At 46.4% G+C, this 24,324-nt stretch carries 23 protein-coding genes; 4 read left to right on the forward strand and 19 right to left on the reverse strand.

Going from position 1 to position 24,324, the window contains the following annotated elements; translation table 11 throughout:
- Positions 1–72: 72 nt before the first annotated feature.
- A complete protein-coding gene (locus tag AC58PV_RS03430; RefSeq protein ID WP_497430873.1) occupies positions 73–849 on the reverse strand; it encodes a peptidoglycan-binding protein in 777 nt (258 codons plus the stop codon).
- A gap of 273 nt (positions 850–1,122) precedes the next feature.
- Between AC58PV_RS03430 and AC58PV_RS03435 the strand changes: the two genes are divergently transcribed.
- Positions 1,123–4,119, forward strand: a complete 2,997-nt coding sequence (locus tag AC58PV_RS03435) for an efflux RND transporter permease subunit (protein ID WP_497430874.1) — start codon at positions 1,123–1,125, stop codon at positions 4,117–4,119.
- Between the two features lie 392 nt (positions 4,120–4,511).
- Here the strand turns inward: AC58PV_RS03435 and AC58PV_RS03440 are convergent, their stop codons facing one another.
- The 6 genes from AC58PV_RS03440 to AC58PV_RS03465 form a co-directional block, all read right to left on the reverse strand.
- Positions 4,512–5,666: a sulfite reductase subunit alpha gene (locus AC58PV_RS03440; RefSeq protein WP_497430875.1), complete on the reverse strand. Its 1,155-nt coding sequence runs from the start codon at positions 5,664–5,666 to the stop codon at positions 4,512–4,514.
- A gap of 285 nt (positions 5,667–5,951) precedes the next feature.
- On the reverse strand, positions 5,952–7,331 hold the full coding sequence (locus AC58PV_RS03445) for a sulfatase family protein (protein WP_497430876.1): 1,380 nt from the start codon (positions 7,329–7,331) through the stop codon (positions 5,952–5,954).
- A gap of 51 nt (positions 7,332–7,382) precedes the next feature.
- The gene (locus AC58PV_RS03450) at positions 7,383–8,207 is read right to left on the reverse strand and encodes a carbohydrate ABC transporter permease (protein ID WP_497430877.1); all 825 of its coding nucleotides are present in this window, start codon (positions 8,205–8,207) and stop codon (positions 7,383–7,385) included.
- Positions 8,204–9,106 (reverse strand): carbohydrate ABC transporter permease, encoded by a 903-nt coding sequence (locus AC58PV_RS03455; RefSeq protein WP_497430878.1) that lies wholly within the window; start codon positions 9,104–9,106, stop codon positions 8,204–8,206. The genes AC58PV_RS03450 and AC58PV_RS03455 overlap by 4 nt, the downstream gene beginning before the upstream one ends.
- A gap of 17 nt (positions 9,107–9,123) precedes the next feature.
- Entirely contained in the window at positions 9,124–10,614 is a 1,491-nt protein-coding gene (locus tag AC58PV_RS03460) for an ABC transporter substrate-binding protein (protein WP_497430879.1), read from the reverse strand.
- Positions 10,615–10,728: 114 nt separating this feature from the next.
- Positions 10,729–11,580 (reverse strand): helix-turn-helix domain-containing protein, encoded by an 852-nt coding sequence (locus tag AC58PV_RS03465; RefSeq protein WP_497430880.1) that lies wholly within the window; start codon positions 11,578–11,580, stop codon positions 10,729–10,731.
- Positions 11,581–11,752: 172 nt separating this feature from the next.
- Between AC58PV_RS03465 and AC58PV_RS03470 the strand changes: the two genes are divergently transcribed.
- The 3 genes from AC58PV_RS03470 to AC58PV_RS03480 all read left to right on the forward strand — a co-directional run bounded on the left by AC58PV_RS03470 (position 11,753) and on the right by AC58PV_RS03480 (position 15,172).
- Positions 11,753–12,589, forward strand: coding sequence for a helix-turn-helix domain-containing protein (locus AC58PV_RS03470; protein WP_497430881.1), 837 nt, complete (start codon positions 11,753–11,755; stop codon positions 12,587–12,589).
- A 92-nt stretch (positions 12,590–12,681) separates the two neighbouring features.
- The gene (locus AC58PV_RS03475) at positions 12,682–14,076 is read left to right on the forward strand and encodes an ADP-ribosylglycohydrolase family protein (protein WP_497430882.1); all 1,395 of its coding nucleotides are present in this window, start codon (positions 12,682–12,684) and stop codon (positions 14,074–14,076) included.
- A gap of 106 nt (positions 14,077–14,182) precedes the next feature.
- Entirely contained in the window at positions 14,183–15,172 is a 990-nt protein-coding gene (locus AC58PV_RS03480) for a ketoacyl-ACP synthase III (RefSeq protein WP_497430883.1), read from the forward strand.
- 25 nt (positions 15,173–15,197) lie between these two features.
- Here AC58PV_RS03480 and AC58PV_RS03485 read toward each other — a convergent pair whose 3' ends face one another.
- From AC58PV_RS03485 to AC58PV_RS03540, 12 genes are all read right to left on the reverse strand, one after another.
- Positions 15,198–15,455 (reverse strand): hypothetical protein, encoded by a 258-nt coding sequence (locus AC58PV_RS03485; protein ID WP_497430884.1) that lies wholly within the window; start codon positions 15,453–15,455, stop codon positions 15,198–15,200.
- Positions 15,452–15,802, reverse strand: a complete 351-nt coding sequence (locus tag AC58PV_RS03490; RefSeq protein WP_497430885.1) for an alpha-helical endospore appendage domain-containing protein — start codon at positions 15,800–15,802, stop codon at positions 15,452–15,454. The genes AC58PV_RS03485 and AC58PV_RS03490 overlap by 4 nt, the downstream gene beginning before the upstream one ends.
- An 11-nt stretch (positions 15,803–15,813) precedes the next feature.
- Positions 15,814–16,101, reverse strand: coding sequence for a nucleoside-diphosphate sugar epimerase (locus tag AC58PV_RS03495; RefSeq protein WP_497430886.1), 288 nt, complete (start codon positions 16,099–16,101; stop codon positions 15,814–15,816).
- 59 nt (positions 16,102–16,160) lie between these two features.
- The gene (locus AC58PV_RS03500; protein WP_497430887.1) at positions 16,161–16,889 is read right to left on the reverse strand and encodes a glycosyltransferase family 2 protein; all 729 of its coding nucleotides are present in this window, start codon (positions 16,887–16,889) and stop codon (positions 16,161–16,163) included.
- 2 nt (positions 16,890–16,891) lie between these two features.
- Positions 16,892–17,977: a glycosyltransferase family 2 protein gene (locus AC58PV_RS03505; RefSeq protein ID WP_497430888.1), complete on the reverse strand. Its 1,086-nt coding sequence runs from the start codon at positions 17,975–17,977 to the stop codon at positions 16,892–16,894.
- Entirely contained in the window at positions 17,974–18,825 is an 852-nt protein-coding gene (locus AC58PV_RS03510; protein ID WP_497430889.1) for a glycosyltransferase family 2 protein, read from the reverse strand. The genes AC58PV_RS03505 and AC58PV_RS03510 overlap by 4 nt, the downstream gene beginning before the upstream one ends.
- A gap of 241 nt (positions 18,826–19,066) precedes the next feature.
- Positions 19,067–19,387 carry a hypothetical protein gene (locus tag AC58PV_RS03515; protein WP_497430890.1) on the reverse strand — a complete coding sequence of 107 codons (321 nt, stop codon included), beginning with the start codon at positions 19,385–19,387 and terminating at the stop codon, positions 19,067–19,069.
- Positions 19,388–19,419: 32 nt separating this feature from the next.
- On the reverse strand, positions 19,420–20,565 hold the full coding sequence (locus tag AC58PV_RS03520) for a CgeB family protein (protein ID WP_497430891.1): 1,146 nt from the start codon (positions 20,563–20,565) through the stop codon (positions 19,420–19,422).
- Between the two features lie 15 nt (positions 20,566–20,580).
- A complete protein-coding gene (locus AC58PV_RS03525) occupies positions 20,581–21,669 on the reverse strand; it encodes a CgeB family protein (RefSeq protein ID WP_497430892.1) in 1,089 nt (362 codons plus the stop codon).
- A 7-nt stretch (positions 21,670–21,676) separates the two neighbouring features.
- Positions 21,677–22,558: a dTDP-4-dehydrorhamnose reductase gene (gene rfbD / locus AC58PV_RS03530; protein WP_497430893.1), complete on the reverse strand. Its 882-nt coding sequence runs from the start codon at positions 22,556–22,558 to the stop codon at positions 21,677–21,679.
- A complete protein-coding gene (rfbB, locus tag AC58PV_RS03535; protein WP_497430894.1) occupies positions 22,555–23,556 on the reverse strand; it encodes a dTDP-glucose 4,6-dehydratase in 1,002 nt (333 codons plus the stop codon). The genes rfbD and rfbB overlap by 4 nt, the downstream gene beginning before the upstream one ends.
- Entirely contained in the window at positions 23,556–24,275 is a 720-nt protein-coding gene (locus tag AC58PV_RS03540; RefSeq protein ID WP_497430895.1) for a sugar phosphate nucleotidyltransferase, read from the reverse strand. Before AC58PV_RS03540 ends, rfbB begins: the two co-directional genes overlap by 1 nt.
- Positions 24,276–24,324: the final 49 nt, after the last annotated feature.

The raw sequence follows: 24,324 nt of genomic DNA on the forward strand, positions 1-24,324 counted from the left end.
TCGCATCTTTGGCCGCCCCGCTGCAATACACGAAACAAAGGAGCTAAGCGCATAAGCGCTAGCTCCTTCTCTCTATTTGCCAATAAACTGTTGGGTAAACATTTTACCGCACGGTCCGCCATCTACAATGCCGATACCAATATGCGTGTAATCTTTGCTAAGGATATTCGCCTTATGCCCCGGTGAGTTCATTAACGCTTCATGCGCTGCCTCCACACTTTGGTTACAAGCAATATTCTCCCCTGCTGCATTATACGTAATTCCGAATTTCTCCATCATATCGAAGGGTGAACCGTACGTTGGTGAATCATGGGAGAAATATTTGTTATCTACCATATCTTGGCTCTTTAGACGAGCTGTCTTGGTAAGTTCCAGGTCCGCAGTAAGCGCGGCAAGTCCCATAGCTGTTCGCTCTTTATTTACAAGATCCAGCATTTGCTGCTCTTCTACCGTTAGGCCTGACGTAGGTGGAACCTCTGGTGCAGGCGTTGGACTCGGTGTTTCCTGCTTCGGTGCCGGTGTTGGTACTGGCGTTGGCGTCGCCTTCTTGGGAATTTTCAAATTCCCATAAGCCCAAAGTATGGATTGTAAGGTTTGATCGTCAACATTTCCCGTTACAGGCAAACCATATCTACTTTGAAATGCTTTAACCCCGGCTTGTGTTTGATTGCCATAATAACCTGTAATCGGACCCGAGTAGTAACCTAGAGATTTCAACATCCCTTGAACGGCGTAGACATCAGGGCCTTTTGCACCTTTGCCATACGCAAATACAGTCGTTGTGGAAGCACTGAACAAGACCACACAGATGAGGACTATCCAGATCAACCTCTTTTTGCCTTGTAACATGCGTTACGTTCACTTCCTGTCGTCTTCAGTATCTTCGTCACACGATGGACGATAAGGGTAGCATTTCCTCCATGGCAATCTTTTATCCAATTCATGAAAATTCTATCTAGCCCATTCCTCATTTACATATATCAATCAGAAGATGGAATTCTACACCTAAGGGAAACCCTCCAGCTCAATAGCGAGTTGGAACCACCTCTTAGCCATATTCGCGTTATTTTTCTACTTATAAATAGGAAGTAAAGAGATAGATCATGAAAGGGAGCGAGTCGTGTGACATGGTTTACGAAATGGGCCTTTAGCAACAAGGCAGCGGTCATTTTCTTGGTGCTATTAATTTTAGGCACGGGAATAGGTAGTTATTTCAAATTGCCAATGGAATTTTTGCCAAGTGCAGATTTTCCGCAAATTAGTGTTACGGTTGTCGGCCAAGGTTTCGATGCCAAATCCATGCTAGATAGCGCAACTACCCCCATAGAGAAAGCGCTCGCTAGCGTTCCAGGAAAGAAAGAAGTCTTCTCCACGTCTTCCGATGGCTTCATGAAAGTTGATTTGACATTTGATTCGGATATTCCAATGAAGGACGCTCAAGCCAGCGTGCAAGAAGCACTCTCCACGATTGTTCTCCCTGCGGGTATGTCGAAGCCGTTCGTTATTCGATTAAATACTTCGATGATTCCGCTCTCCTGGGTATCCCTTAACTTCCAAGATGGCATCACAAAACAAAATGTCGAGCTGGCTCAAGAGAAAATTTTGCCAGAGTTTCAGAAAATCAGAGGTCTTGCTAGCGTAGCACTTGGTGGAACATCCGTATCCCAGGTGATAATTCACCCTGATCAAGGGAAGCTCGCCAATGCCAAATTACCTGCTCAAGCGCTGATGGGCGTTCTTCAAGGGCAGAATGTCACTATAAGTGTTGGAGAAAGACCTATCGATGGCAAAACGAGTGCTATTAAAGTCGTTGGCAATCTCGACGATCTCCAAACACTCAATAATTTGACAGTTGCACCAGGCGTCCAATTGAAAGATGTTGCAACGGTGGAAGTAGCCGCAAACAAAGATACACTGACTCGTATTAACGGCAAGGATTCCCTTACGTTGGTTGTAACCAAGGACGCTAGCTCCAATGCGGTTGATATCTCCAAGGAAGTAGATAAAATCTCAGAAGAAATCGCGACGAAATACCCGGGTGCGACTGCAGAAGTGATATATTCCACAGCTGAATCTGTCGTTACTTCCGTGAACAGTATGATGAGAGAAGTGTTGCTTGGCGCCTTGTTTGCAACTATCGTAATTCTTATCTTCCTTAGAAATGTTCGTTCCACATTCATTACAATTGTATCAATCCCTCTTTCACTTGGATTAACATTGTTCCTGCTGTCCCAATCCGATGTGACACTGAATATTTTGACGCTGGGCGGGGTTGCGGTAGCCGTTGGTCGACTCGTTGATGACAGTATTGTTGTTATCGAAAATATTTTCAGAAGAACCCAAAAGTCGGAGTTCTCCAAGGAATTAATCATGGATGCCACGCGTGAGGTGGCTAGAGCGATTACCGCTTCTACCTTAACAACCGTAGCCGTTTTCCTGCCGCTTGGACTTTTGAAAGGCTCATTGCAAGCATTTCTGCTTCCATTTGCCCTAACCGTAACCTACTCCCTGCTGTCCTCCTTGCTCGTAGCATTAACCGTCGTACCATTGATGAGCGCTTGGCTGCTGCGCAAAACGAAACTAAAAGAGCATAAAGAGTCGCAAGGTCTACGACGCATTTTATCTTGGAGTTTGAACCATAAATTCATCTCCATATTGGTTTCGCTTATTCTGTTTGGGGGTTCGATTGCTCTTTACTTCGTCATGCCAAAAGGCGCAGTTGCAAGTTCCACAGCAAGCCAGTTGAGTGTTACACTTTCCTACTCACCAGAAACTCCAATTTCAACTGTGCGCGACAAAGCCATGGAATTAGAGAAATTCATGCTTGGGCAAAGTGAGCTTGATCATCTCATTCTGCAACAGGGGAATACCGAAGATAATGCCAAATGGGGTAGCGTAGCGCCCCCAACAATCGCAACCTTCCAAGTATTCATGAAGAAAGATGCGGACACACAGCATTTTATCGATGCGGTTCTCACTCAAAAATCAAAATATCCGGACGCCGATTTGCAAGCAGGCGGTGGTAGCTTCGATGGCAGCAGCGGTTCAGCGATTACCGTTGATTTGACGGGAGATTCCGCCAAGAGCTTAGACCAAGCTGCAGCGGATGTCATTGCGGCCATCAAAGGAATTGAAGGCGTCGAGAAAGTGACGAGTAATCAAAATGTAACGAAACCAGGTTACTTGATTACCGTTGATCCTACACTCGCGAAACCTGAGGAAATCGCCGGCACGATCCGCTCCCTCATGAACCCAACTCCGATTGGTTCGATGAAGCTGGAAAACAAAGAAATCCCTGTTGTACTCGATGCTTTGATTAATCCATCAACCGTTTCCGACCTATCCAATATTCAAATCATGACAGCCACGGGTCCAGCAACTTTGACTTCTATTGCGAAAATCGAAAAGACAAATGAATCTAACACGATTCTTCATAAGAATAGCCAACAATTTTTGCGTGTGACGGCGCTTGTTGACTCAACTAAACTATCCAAGATCAATACAGAGATCACGAAAAATACGAAGGATTTGAAGCTGCCAACCCATGTTGCTTTAATGGTTGGCGGAGCATCTGCTGAGCAATCCAGTGATTTTGCCGACTTGTTCATGACCATGGGTATTTCCATTGGGATCGTACTTCTTATCATGATCGTTACGTTCAAATCGTTCCGTGCTCCGATTGCGAGTTTGGTTTCCCTTCCTTTCGCAGCTGTTGGCGCTATCGTCGGGATGATGATTACAAAAACGTCGTTCGACGTAACCTCGATCTTCGGATTCTTGATGCTGATCGGTATCGTCGTGACGAATGCCATCGTGTTGATTGACCGTGTGAAGCAAAACGAAGAGCACATGACCATCCGTGAGTCTTTGCTGGAAGCCGCGGCTACTCGGATGCGTCCCATCTTGATGACAGCCGTAGCAACCATATGCGCAATGGTACCGCTGGTCCTTGCCAAGGCCGAAGAAGGCAGCATCGTTTCCCGCGGCTTGGCGGTCGTTGTTATCGGAGGACTGACTTCAGCAACGATTTTTACGCTGATTATGGTCCCGACGGTGTACGAGCTTCTCCATGCCAGAAAAGCAAAACGCCAACGAAGACGGCTTGGAGGTAGTAGGTAATGTTGGCTGGTGGCGGGTGTGTGGCAGTGGGGGCACTGAGCGGGTGAGCGGGTGAGCGGGTGAGCGGGGCGGGTGAGTGCGGGCACTGAGCGGGTGAGTGCGGGCGGGTGAGTGCGGGCACTGAGCGGGTGAGCGGCGCAGTCGGTCGGTACTCGCGTGCGCGTTCCCTAGAGTTAGCGCCCTTTTCGGGCGCTAACTTGGTAGCCCTGCGGCCTCGGGCTCAGATAAGGCCCATTTGGGGCCTTATCTTGCCGACCGCCGGCACCAGCGCGCGCGCGCGTTCCCGCGCTTTAGCGCCCTTTACGGGCGCTATTTCCGCTCTCTTCCCCGCCAGCCAGCCACAACCAAAAAAAGCGAGCAAGCTGATGATCAGCTTGCTCGCTTTTTCCATTCTAATAAACGTCGCGTTGGTAACGTCCTTGCTCTTGCAAACCTGCCAAGTACGCTTCAGCGTCTTCGCGGCTCAACTTGCCTTCTTTTTCAATAATGTCGATCAGGGTGTTGTGAACATCCTTCGCCATGTTTTGTTTATCGCCACATACGTAGAAGTATGCGCCGCCCTCTAACCAAGCGAATAGTTCTTGGCTATTGTCCTGCATTTTATTCTGAACATACACTTTCTGCGCTGTATCGCGAGAGAAAGCTGCATCGATTTTGGTCAGTGCGCCTGACTGTTGATATTGCTCCAGCTCTTCCTGATACAAGAAATCTGTCGCAGAATGCTGGTCGCCGAAGAACAGCCATGCTTTTCCTGTCGCTTTGCTCACGGCACGCTCTTGAATAAAGGAACGGAACGGTGCAATACCTGTACCAGGACCAACCATGATAATATCTTGTTCCGAGGACTCCGGAAGGTTAAAATGTTTGTTTACTTGAACAAAGACAGGAACCGTTTCCCCTTCGTTCAAACGCTCTGCGCACATGACTGAACATACGCCTTTGCGCTGGCGGCCGTGTGCCATGTAGCGAACAGCACCGATCGTAAGGTGAACTTCACCTGGATTAGCTGCAAAACTGCTTGCAATGGAATACAAGCGTGGCGGCATTTTTCTCAATAAAGCGACAATTTCGTGTGGGGAAGCTTTCCAAGGTCCAAAATCACTCAGTAAGTCAAGCAAGTCACGGCCATCTGTATAAGCTTTCAACTGCTCCGCATCCGCAACAAGCTGCTTCAACGCTTCATTATCCGAGAATTCAACTGCTTGCTGAACGATTTTCCTGGATAACAACGTCAGCTCGAAATGCTTCAAAAGCGCTTCTTTCAATGGAAGCGTTTCGTTCTGTTTATTAATGACAACCGCCGTGTCCGCATCCCACTTCATCACCTCAAGGATCGAAGCAACCAACTCCGGATCGTTGTCTGGAACTACGCCTAAACAATCGCCGGGCACGTAGGACAGTCCTGATCCTTCTAGCGAAAGTTCGATATGGCGTGTTTCTTTACTGGAGCTTGCTCCATTTAAATTAATATTTTTCAATACTTTCGCTTGAAACGGATTGGTTCTAGAAAACAAGGATGGTACTTTTTCAACATCAGTAACTTGCATTTCTCTTCACTCCAGAAATTTTTTTATTATTTAGAATATCACAAGCTGCACAACTTAGATATGCTTATTAAATAATCCTATTATGAATTTTTAACTTTTTCTAAAAAATTAAACAATTTGTCATTTTCAAACAGTAATATCCTGATTTTTTATGATAAACGCCGCATGAAAATCCCAATTAATATATTATTTTTACAATTATTACCTCATTAATAAAAACGAAAAAAAGGCAGGGGATCCCGCCACAGCGTCCCCCTCACCTCATCCTATTTTACAGTTATGAAATTAGTGTTTATATTCCTTGGCATGATAAGGACCGCCCTCTTTCATTACTGTCCACAAAGGATCTGTATCTTCTTTCATGGAAAGCATCATGCCATCATGCCATTCGTTAAGTAAATAAATAGCTTGCTTACATATATCTCTTCTTTCTTCAGCCAAATTGTACTGTTCATATGGATCATTCTCCAAATCAAACAGCATGTCTCTCGGAAATCCATGATGCCCGTCATGATAAGTTCGAATATAGAGCCATTTCTCGAATCTGACACTCCGCTGACAAACATGCGCGCACTGCGATACGACCAAATACGGCCTGCCTGTATCGGTTCCTTGCGTAATACTGTCTGCATAGCTTTCTCCATCCCATGCTTCCGGTTTATCTGTTTGTAACAGATTAGCCAGAGTAGGCGCGAGGTCTAATTGGTAATGCAGCCCCTCATCGACGGTTCCTTGGAGACCACCGGGCCATCGGATGATCATGGGAATGCGACAGGTTCCCTGATCCGCAGTACCGTGTTCGGAATAAATCCCTAGTTCCCCCATGTTCTCACCGTGATCCGCACTAATAATAATGGCCGTATCCTCTAGAACGCCTAGTCGATCAAGGGTCTGAATGACTTTTCCAATATGCTCATCCATATACCGAATGGCGGAATCGTAATTATCGATGAGGGTTCTTAAATCGTTGTGTTCCTCTATCATCTTGTCATGTCTCGGATGTTTATAATAATGCGAACGGGCAAGCTTATTCATATCTTGAATACTGTGCTGTCCTTCTTTGAGCATATGGTTCTGAAAAACATTTTCCGTGATCCATGCAGGCATAGGTTCATTAGCGAAAGGATTACCAAACTCTTCCGGCGCCCGATAGGGGGTATGAGGGTCCCAAAAATTCAAATGCAAGAACCAATCCTCAGCCTTTGCATTATCCTCTAACCATTTAAGAGCGACAGGCAGCACTTCTTCAGCCGATTCGCCACCTTTGCCACCAACATTAAGTACTTCATTAAACCCTGCATTAAAGGTCCATACGGAATGTCTTTCGGCAAATGTGCTGATAGACGCCGTCTTCATGCCTAATTTTCGCAATACACCAGGAAGGCTTTCCGTGGCCAATCGGTCACCAAAACCTCGCTCTGCTCCTTCACGCCTCATATCGGCAGCAGTTCCCCCATGTCCAACGACACCGGTATGAATCCCGAATCTTCCTGACATTAACGCTGTTCTAGATGGCATACAAGGTGCATCGGAACAGTAGTAATTGGTAAATCGAACGCTTTCTTCTGCTATACGATCAATATGGGGCGAAGTTGCTCGATGGTAACCATAACAACCAAGATGATCAGGGCGCAAAGAATCTAAATCCAAATAAAGTATTCTCATCGATTTGTATCCTACCTTTTGATATTAATTATCGTTCTATTTATACAATCGTTAGCCTTTAACAGCCCCAGCAATCCCATCTACAAAGTAACGCTGAAGGAACAGGAATATAACAATAATCGGGAGTATCGCGATCGTCCCACCTGCTGCAATGCCCGTCCAGTCAACCACGTTCTCTCCTCGTAATGCGTATAAGCCAACGGCCAAAGGTCGGAGATTAGGCGAGCTTAACGTTAGGATCAAAGGAATCATAAAAGAATTCCATGACCAGATGAACTGCATAATCATCACGCTGCCAACGATGGGTTTGGATAAAGGAAGCATAATGGTCGCAAAGGTCCGCATAAACCCACTGCCATCCATAATGGAGGCCTCTTCCAACTCCTTAGGAATCTGACTAAAGAAGGTGGAAAAGAGCAGGATAAAAATGATATGCGCCCCGCCAGCTTCAGCAAGAATAACACCTAGTAAATTGTTCATCAGTCCCAAATTTTTGATTAAGTCATAGATCGGGATAATCGCGAATTCCATAGGGACGAACATGCTAGAGACCAATAATCCCAATACGAACTTTTTCCCTCTAAATACATACCTGCCAAGTACATAACCACAAGTAGCCGTTGCGACAAGTACAATTAAAATGGTACTGACGGAAAGGACCACACTATTCAGAAAATAACGTTCAAAGTTCGCTTCGTTCCAAGCCCGAATGAGATTCCCCATTTGAAAGTTATTCGGCATCAGCTTTAGGCCATTAGCAAAAAATTCACTCTGTGTTTTGAACGCTGCTGATACCATCCATAAGAATGGATAAATCCAAACTAGACAAAAAGAAGTCATCACGATGTGAAATAAGGATAGTCGAAAGATCTTCATGATTTTGCACGACCTTTTATTCGTTTAGTCAGCACAGATTGGATAATGGCTAATACGATAATTGTTACTGCGAAGAAAAGGCCCGCCGCCGAAGCATACCCTAGTTGGGGCAGTCCCATTTCACTCGAGAAAGCGTAACGATAAATATATGTGGACACAACATCCGTGGCGAAGAAAGGGCCCCCGTTGGTCATTGTTTTAATCAAATCAAATACTTTCAGTGAATTGACGACATTTAGCAATAAAATGACAGCTCCAATGGGCACTAACAGAGGCACTGTTATATGAACAAATAATTTCATCCCTCTGGCGCCATCTACTTCAGCTGCCTCATAAATATCCTTAGGAATATTCTGTAGACCAGCAAGCCAATAGACCATGTTAATCCCTAGATTTTTCCACACGGAAATAATGATGACCGTAAACATCGACCATTTGGCATCACCTAACCAATTAATTGGTGTATCTAGCAAGCCTATTTTCAAGAGCGCATCATTGACTGCTCCATCGCTGCCCCATATGAAAACCATGATAATACCGATAATCGAAGTCGTTGTAACTACTGGCAAAAAAATCAACGTTCGATAGATGCTGGCTCCCCTTAACTTGGGACGATTCAAAATAATAGCAAGCACTAACGGCATCAACAGATGCAGTGGAACTACACCTAACATAAATTTAAAACTATTTTTATATGCGTTCCAGAAATAGGGATCCTTAGCCACATCATAAAAATTGTTCAGTCCGACAAAGGTTGAATCTGTCGTTAGACCTGACCAATCCAGCATCGCATAATACAAGCTGGCCGCAATGGGCCAGCCTTGAAACAGAACGAAAAGGACGCCAGTAGGAATTAGGAATATCCAACACCACATTTCAATTCTCCACTTGGTTTTCATGTTGCGTGAACTCCCTATCATTGAATTGACTTATAATCTTGTACGGTGTAGTTCTTGTCAGAACTCCAATTAGAGAAAATGAAATCGTTTTTGTCTACCTTGGCACCTTCCGATTTAGCCTTCGAAATCGCTGTATCCAAAGACTTATTAATATTATCGGATAACTGTTTAAGCGTTGCTGTAGGATCTTGGATCGCCCCGGATACGACAGCTTGCATAATATCCCCTACACCTGGTTGAACATCCTTGTAATTGCCGTATACACTTGCAAGCTCTGGGTTCCTGATTTGAGGATTAGGCACGGATCGTGAAAACTTTTGAACAATGTCATAGTACTGTTTGAACTGTGGAATCTCCGAGGAACTTTCATTTATTTCTTTTAAAATGGAGAAGCGATCTCCCGCTTTAACTAGCACTGCCTGGTAATCTTTACTGAAATACTCTTTTAAATATAGGGCAGCTTCTTTAGGATGCTTCGTTGTTTTGGACATTCCGATCCATGGGCTGAAACTCGATCTTGGCAAGAAGCCTTGCTGACCTCCATCCGGAATAGGTGGCGCCATGACACCGAAGTCCAAGTTAGGGTTGTCGCGTTTCCATACACCAATGGACCATTCGCCTTGTAAAATAAAACCTGCTTGCCCTTCCCCAAATAAAGCGCGAGCCTCAGGTGCGGATATGCTCATCGTCTTCGGATGGAAGCTTCCGTCATCTTTCATCCCTTTGTACAAATTCATGACATCAACGACAGCCTTGCTATCATAACTTGCTGTATGAGTAACCAAACTGATCGGTGATTGCTGATTGAAACCGCTGCCACCTAATGCAGACCAGTCCATTGCCGCTAGTTTCCAGCGTCCGATTTGTTTCCCACCCTCGATAATTCCGTAGGCTTTGCCTTTGCTGGCATCGGTAATTTTCTTAGCGGCTTGGCGGAATTCCGTGTATGTCTTCGGCGGATTCTCAGGGTCTAACCCAGCATCTCGGAAAAGCTGCTTATTATAATACACAAGTGTGCTCGGCACACTCGCAAGTGCAGGAATGGAGTAGATCTTCCCATTTAACATGGTCGCCCCTTCAACAAACGCACCGTCAACGAACTGGTTCTTAAACTCGTTATCGATATAAGGATCTAATGGCTGATACCATTCCCCTTTAACCGCCATGCTCAAGGATACATTGTTGGGAATTGGGTATAAATCCGGGGCATCTCCCGATTTAATCGCTGTTGTAATTGTATTCTGAAATTGATCAACGCTCATTAGCGTATATTCAATTTTGATATTTGGATATTTTGCTTCAAAATCTTTGATAAATTTCTCACGGAACGGTTTCTCGCTATCTGCCCAGTCCATCACACGCAAAGTGACCTTTTCTCCGGATGTCCCTGTGGCTGCTGGCGTTGCCGTGCTTGTAGAATCCGAATTTGAAGCCGAACAAGCTGTTATACTTTGTACAATACATATCGATCCAATGAGTAAGGCAGCATATTTCAGTTTTTGTACCAATGGTATATCCCCCTTTGTTTTGAACAATATTGATAGATAACACTTGCTGACAATTAGCTCCAGTGAGAACCGCCACTAGAACCTCCTTCCCTTCACGTTAACTATTATGTTATCCTACAACTTATCCTCAGACCATGTAGGCACGATTCCACTTTTTGTACTTTTGATACTTTTTCGAAAATTACTTGGGGACATCCCGAACGATTTCTGAAAAATACGGTTAAAATGCGATGCGTCATAAAAGCCGCATTGCTGAGAAATGAGCTCAATCGTGTTCTCTGGATTTTCCAACATTCTTTTGGCTTTAATGAGTCGCATTTTTTGAAGCATCTGCATCGGCGTTAGATCATAGACCTGTTTGAATGCACGGCTAAAATAAATAGGATTCATATGGTAAATATCTGCTAATTCCTCGCGTGTAATATTGCGTTCCAGCCCCTTCTCAATATAATGAAGCGCATAATTGAAACGAGTAATCTCAAACGTCTCTCTAGACTTACGCTTTTCTCCTATTTTGGAGCTTTCCACAATTTCATGTAACAGAAAGAGCGCAAGGAAGGCAGACTGTACCGAGTAATGATCCCCTTCTTTTTGCCCCCATAAATCTTGAAGTTCATCGAACTTTTTCTCATACAGAGCGGTATCCCTCACTTTTATAACTTTATCGAGAGGAAATGCTTGCAAGAAATCGACTCCCTCCCTGACATGTAATTTCAAACTTAAGAGATAATGAATTCCTTCTTCCTGTGAAATGACATTAAAAGGTGTGTTTGGGCGATTAATCATCACATCTCCGGTTTTGGCTACATACTCTTTGCCATCGTCCGTTGTGATAACCTCGCCTTTTTTGATGTAAGATACAGTAAGGTAGGAATGACTAATATCAAACATAATCCGGGAGTAGTATTGTACTTTTTTCACATCAAACAATGTTATGGAAAATAGATCGTTTATTTGAGTCGACATGGTTTCACTCCTTGTGTAACTATACGTAGCACAGTACATTCGACAATTTTCTCATACTTCCTCTGTCAAAGCATCAAGCATCGATGTTATGCTGAATGAGCATGAACCTTCGAAAACGATTAGGCTAACATATAGGAAATGCCCAGCGAATTTAGAAAGGAGTGGACCCATTGTGGATCGTACGAATATCCCCATCGATATGATGATGCACGTCCCCGATTATCGACTCGAGCCGTTCCACCGGCATAGTATGCTGGAAATCGGCTGCTGCTTGAAGGGAGAAGGCATATTTCATTTTGGTCATAAAAGCTATCCGATCAAGCCAGGTGATATTTATGTCGTGAATCCGGTCGAACCGCACCGCGCCCAATCCGATCCGGAACAACCGGCGCAATTTCTGTTCGCATTCTTCGAGCCTTCCATCTGGCTGCACACCGATAAAGAACTGCTGCTTCCATTTCTATATCGCCCAGAAGGATTCGAGAATCGTATACCCGCTTCCGCGGAATCCGCAACGGGCATGAAAGAAGCACTTCTGATCATGTGGGACGAATACTGCCGCAGAGAACCCGGATTTTACTATATGCTCAAGGGACACCTGATGAACATCTGCGCCTCCCTCCTTCGTTACTACGATCCGTCACCAGACCGGCTAGAAGCGAGCAATGTTCTTAGCGCATACCGCACACTCCGGCCGGCTATTCAGTTATTAGAACAGAACTACCATGACCCACTGACTGTAACCGATGTGTCATCTTTGCTGCATCTGAGTCCTTCACGTACGCAAGCCCTCTTCCGGGAAGCGGTTGGCATGGGCTTCGCCCAGTATCTACGTTCTGTTCGTGTACATGCCGCGAAGAATCTCCTCATTCGTACGTCCCTACCCGTGACAGAAATTTGCCAGCAAAGCGGTTTCCAGAGTCATGCTGCCTTCTATCGGGCATTTGAAGATGGAGTAGGGATGAAGCCTTCCGACTACCGAAACTTATTAAGTGGTATTTTCAGTTGAGATCGAGAAGGTTTCAGTGCGTTTTGAGAAGCGGGCCTCTCTTGCTATTCGCTATACTGAGAGCAAACCAACAATGGAGGCCGATTCCAACTATGCTACTGTCCCTTCCTTTCCTGAAAGAGCAGCTCTCCGTCATTCTTCGCAATAAATTTGCCCAAGGACATGACACATCTGGCTATTTGCATAGACTTGAGAATTTACCCACAAGCTATGACGCCTATTTCTCATTTGCACAAACTCTCGTAGAAATGCCGCTGCGGCGCGACTGGCCCTACTATGAGCCCGATACCATTGAAGAGATTTGGAAGGAATGCGATCCGGCAAGACCTCTAGGCCTAATGCGTGAGGTGAATGTTGAGGAGAGCTCACGCCGCGTGGAGACGGCCTTTCTCTCCTCCGTGTGCGGCTCCATGCTCGGGAAGCCGCTGGAAGTAAATCCGAATTTGTACGAAATGCGCGAAGCCTTCTCCAAAGTCGGAGAATGGCCACTTCGCGATTACATATCGGATGAGATGCTTCGTGCGCTCGGCAGACGCCACTGGTCCTGGTTCGAAACAGCACGTGATCGCATCCAATTCGTGGCTCCCGACGATGACATCAACTACACGCTGATGGGCATGCTCGCACTAGAACAGTTCGGAACATCTTTCACGCAACTAGACCTGCGAAATCTATGGCTCAATCACCTCCCAATTAGCACGACTTGGGGGCCAGAGCGCGTCATGATCATCCGATCTGGACTGAGTTATTTGGAGCATGACAAATCGCCAATCCCGCTTGAAGAGCTTCAGCGTTGGGCAGATGTGCTCACGCCGGACAGCGAGCTATGCGGCGCTGCGATTCGCGCCGACGCCTACGGCTACGCTTGTCCGGGCAATCCTGCACTCGCGGCTGAACTTGCTTGGCGCGACGCGAGCTTCACGCACCGCCGTACGGGTGTATATGCAACCATGTTCTTGGCTGCTGCGATTGCCGCGGCTCAGGTGTTGGAGGACCGGCTAGCGGTCATTAACACCGCTCTGCAGTTCATCCCGCAGCGAAGTCGCTTCTACGAATCGGCCTCGACTTGTCGAGATATCGTTATCCAAGCTGGTGATTGGCTTGAAGCTTATGACGCGATTCACACGCGATACGGTGAATTCCAGCATTGCGGTATCCATCAGGAAATCGGTACGCTCATCAACACGTTCCTGTTCGCTGAGAATGTTGGCGATGGGATATGCAAGCAAGTCGCGCAAGGCAACGATACAGACAGCTTCGGTGCAAGCGTCGGCTCCCTGCTCGGTACCTGGTTCGGCCCCGAAGGCTTTGACCGCGAACGCTGGATCGCACCCTTCCAGGACACCATCCACACAGGTCTCGCTTACTTCTACGAGCAGTCGTTGTCCAAGTTGGCGGCTCGCTTCGGACGTTTGCCGCAGATCGTTAGCGAAAAGACGCATAAGATCCTACCGAGCGAGCTTTACAATCAGGAGAACATCGTATAATCCTCCCATTGACAAGGCACTCACCTTAGCTTAGAATAAATTTAGTACCTGATACTAATATCTAGTGCCAAATCTATTCTAAGCCTATTCCAAAGGAGTGTCTCACATGCCTTCCTCGTATCCCTTGCAAGCGCGAATCTCTGCCATTGGCACGTATGTGCCTCAACGCATTTTAACCAACGAGGAGCTTTCCCATAGGGTCGATACCAACGATGAATGGATTGTGCAACGCACGGGTATTCGAGAGCGCCGGATTGCTGAAGCGCATGAGTTCACTAGCCATTTATGTATAGCAGCTGTGCAGAATTTGCTCGACCGATACCCAAATTCCCTTGATGGGATAGACCTCATCATCGTATCCACGCATACACCAGATTTATCGTCGACGCCTGTTGCGTGTCAAGTTCAAGCCCACTTCGGCTTCCAGGCCGCGGGAGCCTATGATCTCAATGCGACGTGCGCGGGCTTCGCCTATGCACTTCATACCGCGAGTGCGCTCGTGGCAGCCGGAGGGCATCACAAAGTGCTCGTGATCGGCAGCGACGCGTTATCTAAGATCACAGATTACACAGACCGATCCACTTGCATCCTATTCGGTGACGGTGCTGGTGCAGTGGTCGTTGAACGGGAAGAAGCTAAGCCGGCCTTCCTCGCTTATCACATGGGATCTGATGGTACAGGCGCCAAGCATGTGTACCGAACAGGTCTAGCTACAGAGCTGAATGGCGATGCACTGCTAGGGGAAGGGAAGCTTGTCCAGAACGGACGCGAAGTGTACCGTTTCGCTGTTTCCACCGTCCCCGTGGGCATCGAGATGTTGCTGCAGAAGAGCGGACTGCCGCTCGAGGCCATCGATTGGTTCATCCCTCATAGCGCGAACCTGCGAATGATTGACTCCATCTGTGAGAAGAGCGGTATCCCGATGGACAAAGCGCTGTACAGCCTTGAATACTTCGGCAATACTTCCGCCGCTTCCATCCCACTTGCGCTGGATTTGGGGATCAGGGAGGGCAAAGTGAAAGTCGGCGACAATCTATTACTTTACGGGTTTGGCGGGGGCTTGACTCACGCAGGGCTAATCGTGCGCTGGGGGTAAGTTCGGCTGCATGTGCTTCCTGCAGCTATACATGCTTATTCATCCACGGCTTGCCTGGTTTACTCGTAACACGCTTACGAGCAGGCTGCTTCGATAATTTCATCATCATGACATGCTGATAATCACTTATTGACTTAAGATTCGCTGCGACATGATCTGCTAAATGTTCAGAACCCTCTATGTGATCCGCTACAGATTCAATGATTCTGCATAACGCTCGCTGGCTCCTAGCCAGCGAGATTAACATATGCAGCTCCACCTGTTCTCGATTCCATTCCTTCACAGCTTTCCATCCTCACCAAACGGTAGTAACTGGCCAAATTCCATGTCATCCGCAGCCCCTAAAGCTGATCCTATTTGATTTTTCCCAAGTAACGCCTTCATTTGGTGATTAAGCGCATTTTCCAACTTGGTTAAGCCGCCAATAAGATCAATAACACTCTCATGAACTTCACCAGTAACCTTCATTTTATGGTCATGCCCTTCCAAATTGGCCCCATTCATATGCTGACAAATCCAGTTTTGTGACTTCGTAGCTTCAATGACTCTAGCTTCCAACATCAAACTTATTTCGTATTGCAGCTTGGCTGTCGCATCTAACATTTGCATATAGAGATCTGTTCTATCCAACGTCGTTCCCTCTATTCTTCATCAGGTACCTGTATTTCTTTCATCAGTATTTCTGTTTGCATGGCTATAGCTTCTTCTAAGTCAGCAAGACTATTTAAATAAGCCGTTACGTTCTGAGTTAATTGCAACGCCCGCTTCTGCAGCATCTCTAATCCAGCAAAATCAGGGTGAGAGTCCGGCAGTTCTCCCGCAACGACCGCCATCTGCGTAGAAATATGCCGATGAGCTTCTAATATGTGGGCCATCTGGCTATGTGAAGCCGTAATATGGGAAATAATCTTCGTTACCCGCTCCTCCACGGCTACGCCTCCTACAACCTTTTTCACTCTACGATATGCTGTCTATTGTAAATCGGTGCCTAAATGAACCGATAGGGATCCACGCCCCATTTATCCATGAATTTTCGCCGATTACGTCTTAATAGCTTGCGACGAGCTTCATTGCCATTTTTCCTGAAACTCACGCTGCCGCGATGATAAATGAAACAATCTCCTGTAATGAGCAGCCGATAACCAGCTAATCGAACCCGATAACAGAAGTCGTCATCCTCGAAATAACCAGGTGAGAACCGCTCATCCAACAATCCGACCCGCTCGAACGTTTCTCTTTTAAAAAGTAAACAAACCCCTACCAACCGATCGGTTGGCTTCCATAAGGATGGGTTCACTCGGTTATATTTCCTAGCCATCCGCTGTGTCGTTGTAAAGCGCTCTCGAATCTTCTGCTTGCCATTCGCATAATTAGTCATCGGACCGACCATACCGACATCCTCAGCGCTATTCAAGCAGTTTTGGAGATGAGGAAGCCAGTTGGGCGTGACGATCGTATCGTTATTAAGCAGCATGAGTAGATCCCCGGAAGCAAAGCGAAGCCCATAATTACATGCTGCTGGGAACCCGAGATTATGGGGGTGGGACACTAGTTTCAGCCTCATCTTGCGACAGTAGGCGACCGTGCCATCCGTTGATCCATTATCTACGACGATAATCTCATAGGGAACCAAGGTGTGTTTGCGAATCGAAGCCACACAAGCCTTCAATAAAGCCAAACCATTATAGGTAGGAATAATAATGCTTGTTACTTGCATGCTCATTCCTCCTTAATGATCTCCCTTTTTCGTATCAAGTCTGGAAAATCAATCCGCTCGCCTCTTTCCCTCATCGCGCACTCAAGTGCCTCTACATGATCGCCAATACCTTGTTGCAACTTCTCTGGCCCAGGTTCTTTCTGCCATCCCATGGTGGGAATACTCGCTTGTGAAGTGATATGCAAACCAGCTAGAATCGCATGGATAAGCGCTTTAGGCGGCACCATTAGCTCGTTATAATCTACATGGTTCAAAGCATGGCGGGAGAGGGCATGTGGAACGTCGGTCAGTGAATTCGCTTGTAAATCAGGCCGATTAAACGAAATATTGAGGAATTGTTTCATCACGGTCAAAGCATCCCATTCTGCGAACGGAGGTAAATGGGGGGTACGGTTATTAAGGGCGATATGTGCCCCCTGTTCAATCTCTTGTAGGAATGGAATCACATGTTGGGCTCGAATGACTTCCTCACCCTCTAGGAATAGCAAGATATCTGATTTGGACAATTTGGCACCAATCGCTCTCCCGACATGCGGTCCGATCCGCTCTGGATAGTGGATAATTAGCGCATCCGATTTCCCTCTTATCCGCTCTAGCGTGCGATCCGTGCTTCCGTACACAATAACGATAATCTCATGCAGAGGCATGCGGTTCAATTCTTCAAGCACCTTGCCAATGGTCCCCTCCGCATTGCGTACGGTAACAATTGCACCGACTTTGGACAGTGTCGGAAGAAGTATCCAGTTAGGTGCCTGTCTGCCCACGGCTTCATAGTAGCCTGCTGAATAGCCATTCGAAGCGGCTGCATAATTGGATACACCCGTTAGCTGAGACTGTGACTGAAGCCACTTGACCCAGAGTGGATTAACTGCTTTCTTGCCGTACACGCGTTTCCCTTTCGCTTGGGCTAGCGCATCCTTCCGACCAGCTAAATACGCTTGCTTTCTCCAAGTATGCTCCATATCCGTCAGGGATCGAATTCGTCTCCTAACACGCGTACGTCGCACTGGTTTAGTCACTGTTTTCCTGCTCACATGCACGCGAACAGCCATATGTCTACGAACTGTTTTCTTACTGATCGCTTTCACCTGTTCACCTCAATCATCTCTCGAATTCGCAGGTTATCTTCGTGAAGAGCTCGAACGTCGGTTTTCCCAATAACCCAATGCACAGCTTCCAGATGGTCACCGACAATTAAATCTCCAACGGGGTCCCCTTCATCCACGCTATATCGAACTCTATTGCGACTTCCGACTTGAATATACTTGACAGCTTGCACACGCAAGCCTTGCTGAATCGCTATCGCTTGAGCAAGCGGAGGCACAGCTAGATGCTCAGCCCCAATAACATTCAGCGCTTTCCGACTCATCGCATGAGGAATTGTGGTCATCGAAGTCCCTTTCAAATCACTGCGATTTAGAATCGCATTCAAAGCATATTTGGCTACAACAACTCGGTGCACATCTGTAGTTGCAATAGCGCCAATATATTTATTCAATGCAACATCTACACCTCGTTGGATCGCTTCAATCAACGGACTCATTTCCGCTGCTGGAATAACGAAATCCGCATCAACGAATAACAAAATATCGCCTTTCGCTTCTCTTGCTCCTACCGTTCTTCCAACATCATGTCCGAAACGCTGGTCATAAGACACCACTTTGGCACCCGCTTGTTTCGCAATCAGTTTACTGCCATCCGTCGAGCCGTTCTCGATTACAATAACCTCCGTACGTGGATGCACACGAAACGCCTCTTGAATAACCTTTCCTAGTGTATTAGCCTCATTGCAAACAGGAATGATAACTGACACAAGGGGTTTCTGAGAGAGATGGGTAGATGCCTTAGCGGATTTATTAGAGAGATGGCTGGAGCTTTTGCGGGGAAATTGTTGCACAATTTGCTTTGTTTTACGCGGAATTCGCGTTTTGCTCATGCGTTCTCATCTCCAGTCCTTGGCGAAGTATTTTACTACTTATTCTATGATCTTCTTTGAAAATAGGGAGGGCAGAAGCCGTAGTCTCGTAAAACAGGCTGACTCCCTTGTACACCTTTGTCAATCACTCTGTATGATTTATGTATTCTTAGCATATAGACAGGCATCTCCTATTGGAGCGGATAAGGCCGGATCCCAATTGCGAATCCCAGCCTATTCGCTTCTACTTTGAGTGCAAAAACTATATGAGTGGATGCTCCATTTCCCATGCATATCCTTGATTAAATCCTAAGCTGTAGCCTTCGTTATACGCTGCATTGTAAGCATGCTGATACGCTTCCATTGCTCGTCTACTTCTTGGTGATCTGCGGACACCGCGAATGACTTTACGACGCCTTGGAAATCTGCGCAGCTGTCGTATCACGCGCCCTTTTCGTTTACCCCTTAATCGGCTCTTGGGACGATATTTCTTGATAACTCGGTACTTTTTGAGCACCGGCGATCGTTTCTTACGACTCCTTCTAACGATGGCCAACTTCCGTGGCCTCTTTTTGGTAATCACGCTTCATTCACCTCATTTTATTCTTGTTGCCATTACCTAGGACCGAACACAATACTCAACATGGTCATTAATCGATTCGTGTAGGTATGGTCGCGCAGCGTTCGGTAAAGTCCACGCAAGGCTATTTGCTTACGTTCTTCCTCATGGATTAAATAATGATTAATTTTGTGAACAAGCTCTTCGGGTGAAGAATACGTGACGATATCATAGTCAGGGGTATAGAAATTGACGAGGTCACTCCGGATATCTGTCAATTGCATCACACCACAACCGGAAATTTCGAAAGTTCTTGGATTCGGTGAAGCCCCTTGAATACGGCGACTATTATGATTATACGAATGATCATCGAAGGCTCTGTGCATATTGATGACAATTTTGGCGCCATTGTAGGCATCGGCCGTTTGTTCAGGCGTCATCCACGTATTTAACTGGATCTGTGGAGCCAGCATCTTAAAATTGCGTAGGCGTTCCCACCAAATGCCAGAGATCAGGAAACGTTTTGTTGCTAAATGCGGCGCAATTTGATCAAATACAGCTACGCGATTCCAATAAGCAGAACCAATGAAACTCACATCCCGATGCAAGCTGACGGGAGCTGGCTTCGGTTTGAACATCTCCGGCTGAAACCCAAGCGGCAAATAATGGACTTGCGCACACCCCATATCCCGATACAGCCCCACACAGTTTATTTCTAACGTGAACATATAATCGTAATGTGGCGCATAGGAAGCTGTGAAATCCGTATAATACGGATCATCTGTTAACCAAACCGCCGTGCGAATCCCCATGCTGCGAAGACGAGCCACGGTATGCAGCGGTAAATTCATGCCATCAAGGACAAGCATCAGGTCTGGTTTATGAACCGTAGCCAACCTTTCAACACTAGCTCGCGCATTTCCGACACGAATCGGATCATTATCCATATTCCCAACAATGAGTTCACGTACGAGGGGACGCAAAGCTTCAATGATGGCCCTGTCCAATGGACTATACGGAAAGCTTTTCCCCGATGTTACATACAGAACCCGTACGTTCCATACAGGCCTAGGTGCACGATCACGTATAGCTTTCTGCATAATTGCTTCACATAAGCCTAAACGAAACCCATTCGGATACCCCGATTGATAACCATCCGCATGACCTTGTTTCCTTGCTTGATCCAAATTCCGAAATTGCATCGAATTCCCTCCCTTCTAGTTAAAAATAATGTCCAAAAGCTTGGCTAAACGCGCAGCATACGTATGCTCCAAAATCGTTCTTCGCAACGCATTCGTTGCAATACGCAGTCGCTCTTCCTCATGCAACAGATAGTGGTTGATCTTGTGGATCAGCTCGTTCGGGTGGTCGAACGTCTCGATATCATGACCTGGTGTATAATAGTTCGCCAAGTCTGAACGCCGATCCGTAATTTGCAAAGCGCCGCATCCTGATATCTCATAAGTCCTAGGATTAATCGAGAGGCCAGGCAAATTTCTGCTATTTTTATTGTAGGTTGCATCATAAGTAAGGCGGTGCATGTTGAGCACGATTTTGGCACCATTGTAATAGTTCACTGACTCCCTCATAGGAACCCCGTGAAGATGAATGCCATTCTTAAATTGTGAAAAATGTTGCAATTGATTCCATAGCGGTCCCGCAAGTATGACCTTGCGACCAACTAAGTAAGGTGCAATCGTATTGAACAAAGCAATACGATTGGGAAAGCCTACCCCAATAAAGCAAACATCGCTTCTATATTCATGGCCCACCTGCATCGGTTTAAACAGGGATTGGCTTGCCGCTAACGGCAGATAATGCACTTGCTGGCAGCCGGCGCCTTGATATAACGAAATGCATGACATTTCATGCGTAAATACATAATCATAATGCGGCGCAAGCGGGGTCGAGTAGTCCGTAAAGTACGGGTCATCTGCGAACCAAATGGCCGTACGAATGCCCATCATTCTAATCGCATCAATGTGAGCAGCATGATCTGCCGGGAACACATGTAGACCATTCATCACAAGAACAAGGTTAGGCCGCAGTTCTGCAGCCAAACGAAGCATATCTGCCGCTGTCGCGGTGTGTACCACGCGTACAGTCTGCTGCAAGCCTTCGATAATGCCTGTATCAATGGCATCGAAACCTTGTGGAATAAATAACACACTCACCTCTCGGAGCGGGATACCAGCTGGTTTGACTGTATCCAGTACAAATTGGCATCGTCCCATCCTTCTTCCATGCTCAATTCCCAGTTGCAGTCCCTTGTTCCGACCTTCCTTCGAACTAACTACTCGTGACATTGTTCATTCACACCTTCTTCTCTTTCGCAGGGTCAACAAATTCGATGTAATCCAATTTCAGGAAAAAATGTAACGCAGACCGCCAATCCCGTAGTGGTGTCAAACCATTCATCGTGATGGCATGATGCAGGAATGATGAATACAACGGCCTTGCCGCAGGCAGAGGCGGAAAAGCATCCGTATGGACAGGAAGCAAGCTTACTTGTGCCAATCCAGCTTCTTGTAGAATGTGCTGAGCAAACTCATATCTCGAGCACTCCCCTTGATTCGAAGCATGATACAAACCATAGTGATCCGTTTCGATGAGGCTTCTGATGAATAACGCTAAATCTAAGCAATACGTTGGTGAGCCGATTTGATCATCGACAATGTGCAGAGGACCGCCGCTTCGTGCTTTCTCAATAACCTTGGTTACGAAATTCGTCCCTTTACTGCCATATAGCCATGACGTACGCACAATGTAGTGTTTCCTGCATGTCATGCTAACGAATTTCTCGCCTAGCAGTTTGGATTCACCATATATATTGATAGGATTAGGTGCATCAGCTTCTGTATAAGCGCTGCCTTTCCTCCCGTCAAACACATAATCCGTACTGACGTAGACGAGCTTTGCACCGATTTCTTCACATACCTGCGCCAGATGCAAAGCACCCATCGCATTCACCTGATAAGCCTTCTCCTTATCAGCTTCCGCCTTATCCACGTTCGTATAAGCAGCGGCATGCACGACAACGTGGGGACGTTCTAGACGAAGCTTCTCCGTAACTTCACGCTCATTGCTTACATCGAATTGCATTCTCGTCCAGGCAACAATTTCATATACAGGTCTTAGTACACGACTCAGGTCATAGCCTAACTGCCCGCCAGCTCCCGTAATCACTATTTTCACGTTGGATCAGCTTCTTTCTCCTCACGGTACGAACCGTCGGCAATGCGGGCACACCATTCGGTTTCCTGTACATACCATGCCAACGTCATAGGAAGCCCCTGCTCAAATGGGTAAGCTGGCACCCAACCTAATTCACGACGTATCTTTGAGCTATCAATGGCGTAGCGCCGATCATGCCCTAGTCGGTCTGGAACAAATTGAATGAGCGATGTCGGTTTGCCAAGGAGATTCAGAATACGTTCGACAACTTCCAAATTGGTTCGCTCATTCTGACCACCAATGTTGTACACTTGACCAGGAACACCTGCAACAATAACTCGTTCAATCGCGGAACAGTGATCATCCACATACAACCAATCTCGTACTTGTAAGCCATCCCCATAGACGGGGATTGTTTCATTACGGAGCGCGCGTGTAATCAAGAGTGGGATTAGCTTTTCGGGAAATTGACGGGGACCATAATTATTAGAGCAACGTGTAATCACGGCTGGAAATCCATATGTTTCATAGTAAGCTCTAACGAGCAAATCAGAGCCCGCTTTACTGGCAGAATACGGAGAATTCGGTGCTAGGGGTGTCTCTTCACTGAAGGCTCCTTCAGCCCCAAGCGTACCGTACACTTCATCTGTAGAAATATGAATAAACTTCTTAACCTGCGCTTGTCGTGCTGCTTCCAGTAAGATTTGAGTGCCGACGACATTCGTTCTCACAAAACTGCCAGGGTCATGAATACTTCGATCCACATGCGATTCAGCTGCAAAATGAACGACCACATCAACCCCTTGCATCCATGTCTTCATTAGCGTCTCGTGAGCAATATCACCTTGTACAAATTGATAGCCAACTTGCCCCTCGAACATCCGAGTGTTATCCCGATTGCCTGCGTACGTGAGTAAATCGACATTGATCACATGATCGTCTGGATGATGTTTCTTCCAATAATGAATAAAGTTACTTCCAATAAATCCCATACCTCCCGTTACAAGCAACGACTGCATTAGCTGTACTCCTTCCGAACTAAAAGAGTGGCTTGAAAGAGCGATTCATGGGTCCCCGCATCAATCCACCATCCTTGTAGCAACATATGAGAAAGTTGGCCTGATGCGGCATATACATTATTCACATCTGTGATTTCCATCTCGCCTCTTGCCGAAGGAGACTGTGATTTAATAATGTCAAAGACAGTAGAGTCATATAAATAAATGCCTGTCACCGCATAAGGAGATTTCGGATGCTCCGGCTTCTCTTCGATAACCGCAATATGTTCGTTCATCATGATGGCTACACCATATCTGCGTGGGTCTTCTACCTCTTTCAGAAGGACCATGGCGCCTTCCGCTTGCTGGTTAAAAACATCGATGATGGGTTGGAGGGGATCTTGGAATAAATTATCTCCCAAGATAACCACGAACTTCTCACCCTTCTCGACGAAACCCTCCGCCAAAGCCAAGGCTTGGGCAATACCTCCTGGTTTCTCTTGAATCTTGTAAGTCAAATTAACGCCAAACGCATCTCCGCTTCCGAGATAGTCTACATATAAGCCGGCAGATTGTTTGCCTGTGATGACCAGAATATCCTGAACGCCTCCCTGACATAGCTTATCAATGGCATATTGAATCATGGGCAGATCACCAACTGGAAGCAAATGTTTATTAATGATTTGAGTTAAAGGACGTAAACGACTTCCCGTTCCTCCTGCAAGTACGACACCTTTCACAAGTCATCCCCCTTCACAATCGTTCGTATGTTCCATATGGTGCGTGTTT

It is taken from the genome of Paenibacillus sp. J22FR83 (assembly GCF_059691955.1).

Bases quoted from the DNA above. Each gene is read 5' to 3' on its own strand.
- AC58PV_RS03430 (WP_497430873.1), bottom strand. From the start codon at position 849: ATGTTACAAGGCAAAAAGAGGTTGATCTGGATAGTCCTCATCTGTGTG.
- AC58PV_RS03440 (WP_497430875.1), bottom strand. From the start codon at position 5,666: ATGCAAGTTACTGATGTTGAAAAAGTACCATCCTTGTTTTCTAGAACC.
- AC58PV_RS03445 (WP_497430876.1), bottom strand. From the start codon at position 7,331: ATGAGAATACTTTATTTGGATTTAGATTCTTTGCGCCCTGATCATCTT.
- AC58PV_RS03450 (WP_497430877.1), bottom strand. From the start codon at position 8,207: ATGAAGATCTTTCGACTATCCTTATTTCACATCGTGATGACTTCTTTT.
- AC58PV_RS03455 (WP_497430878.1), bottom strand. From the start codon at position 9,106: ATGAAAACCAAGTGGAGAATTGAAATGTGGTGTTGGATATTCCTAATT.
- AC58PV_RS03465 (WP_497430880.1), bottom strand. From the start codon at position 11,580: ATGTCGACTCAAATAAACGATCTATTTTCCATAACATTGTTTGATGTG.
- AC58PV_RS03475 (WP_497430882.1), top strand. From the start codon at position 12,682: ATGCTACTGTCCCTTCCTTTCCTGAAAGAGCAGCTCTCCGTCATTCTT.
- AC58PV_RS03480 (WP_497430883.1), top strand. From the start codon at position 14,183: ATGCCTTCCTCGTATCCCTTGCAAGCGCGAATCTCTGCCATTGGCACG.
- AC58PV_RS03500 (WP_497430887.1), bottom strand. From the start codon at position 16,889: ATGCAAGTAACAAGCATTATTATTCCTACCTATAATGGTTTGGCTTTA.
- AC58PV_RS03510 (WP_497430889.1), bottom strand. From the start codon at position 18,825: ATGAGCAAAACGCGAATTCCGCGTAAAACAAAGCAAATTGTGCAACAA.
- AC58PV_RS03520 (WP_497430891.1), bottom strand. From the start codon at position 20,565: ATGCAATTTCGGAATTTGGATCAAGCAAGGAAACAAGGTCATGCGGAT.
- AC58PV_RS03525 (WP_497430892.1), bottom strand. From the start codon at position 21,669: ATGTCACGAGTAGTTAGTTCGAAGGAAGGTCGGAACAAGGGACTGCAA.
- rfbB (WP_497430894.1), bottom strand. From the start codon at position 23,556: ATGCAGTCGTTGCTTGTAACGGGAGGTATGGGATTTATTGGAAGTAAC.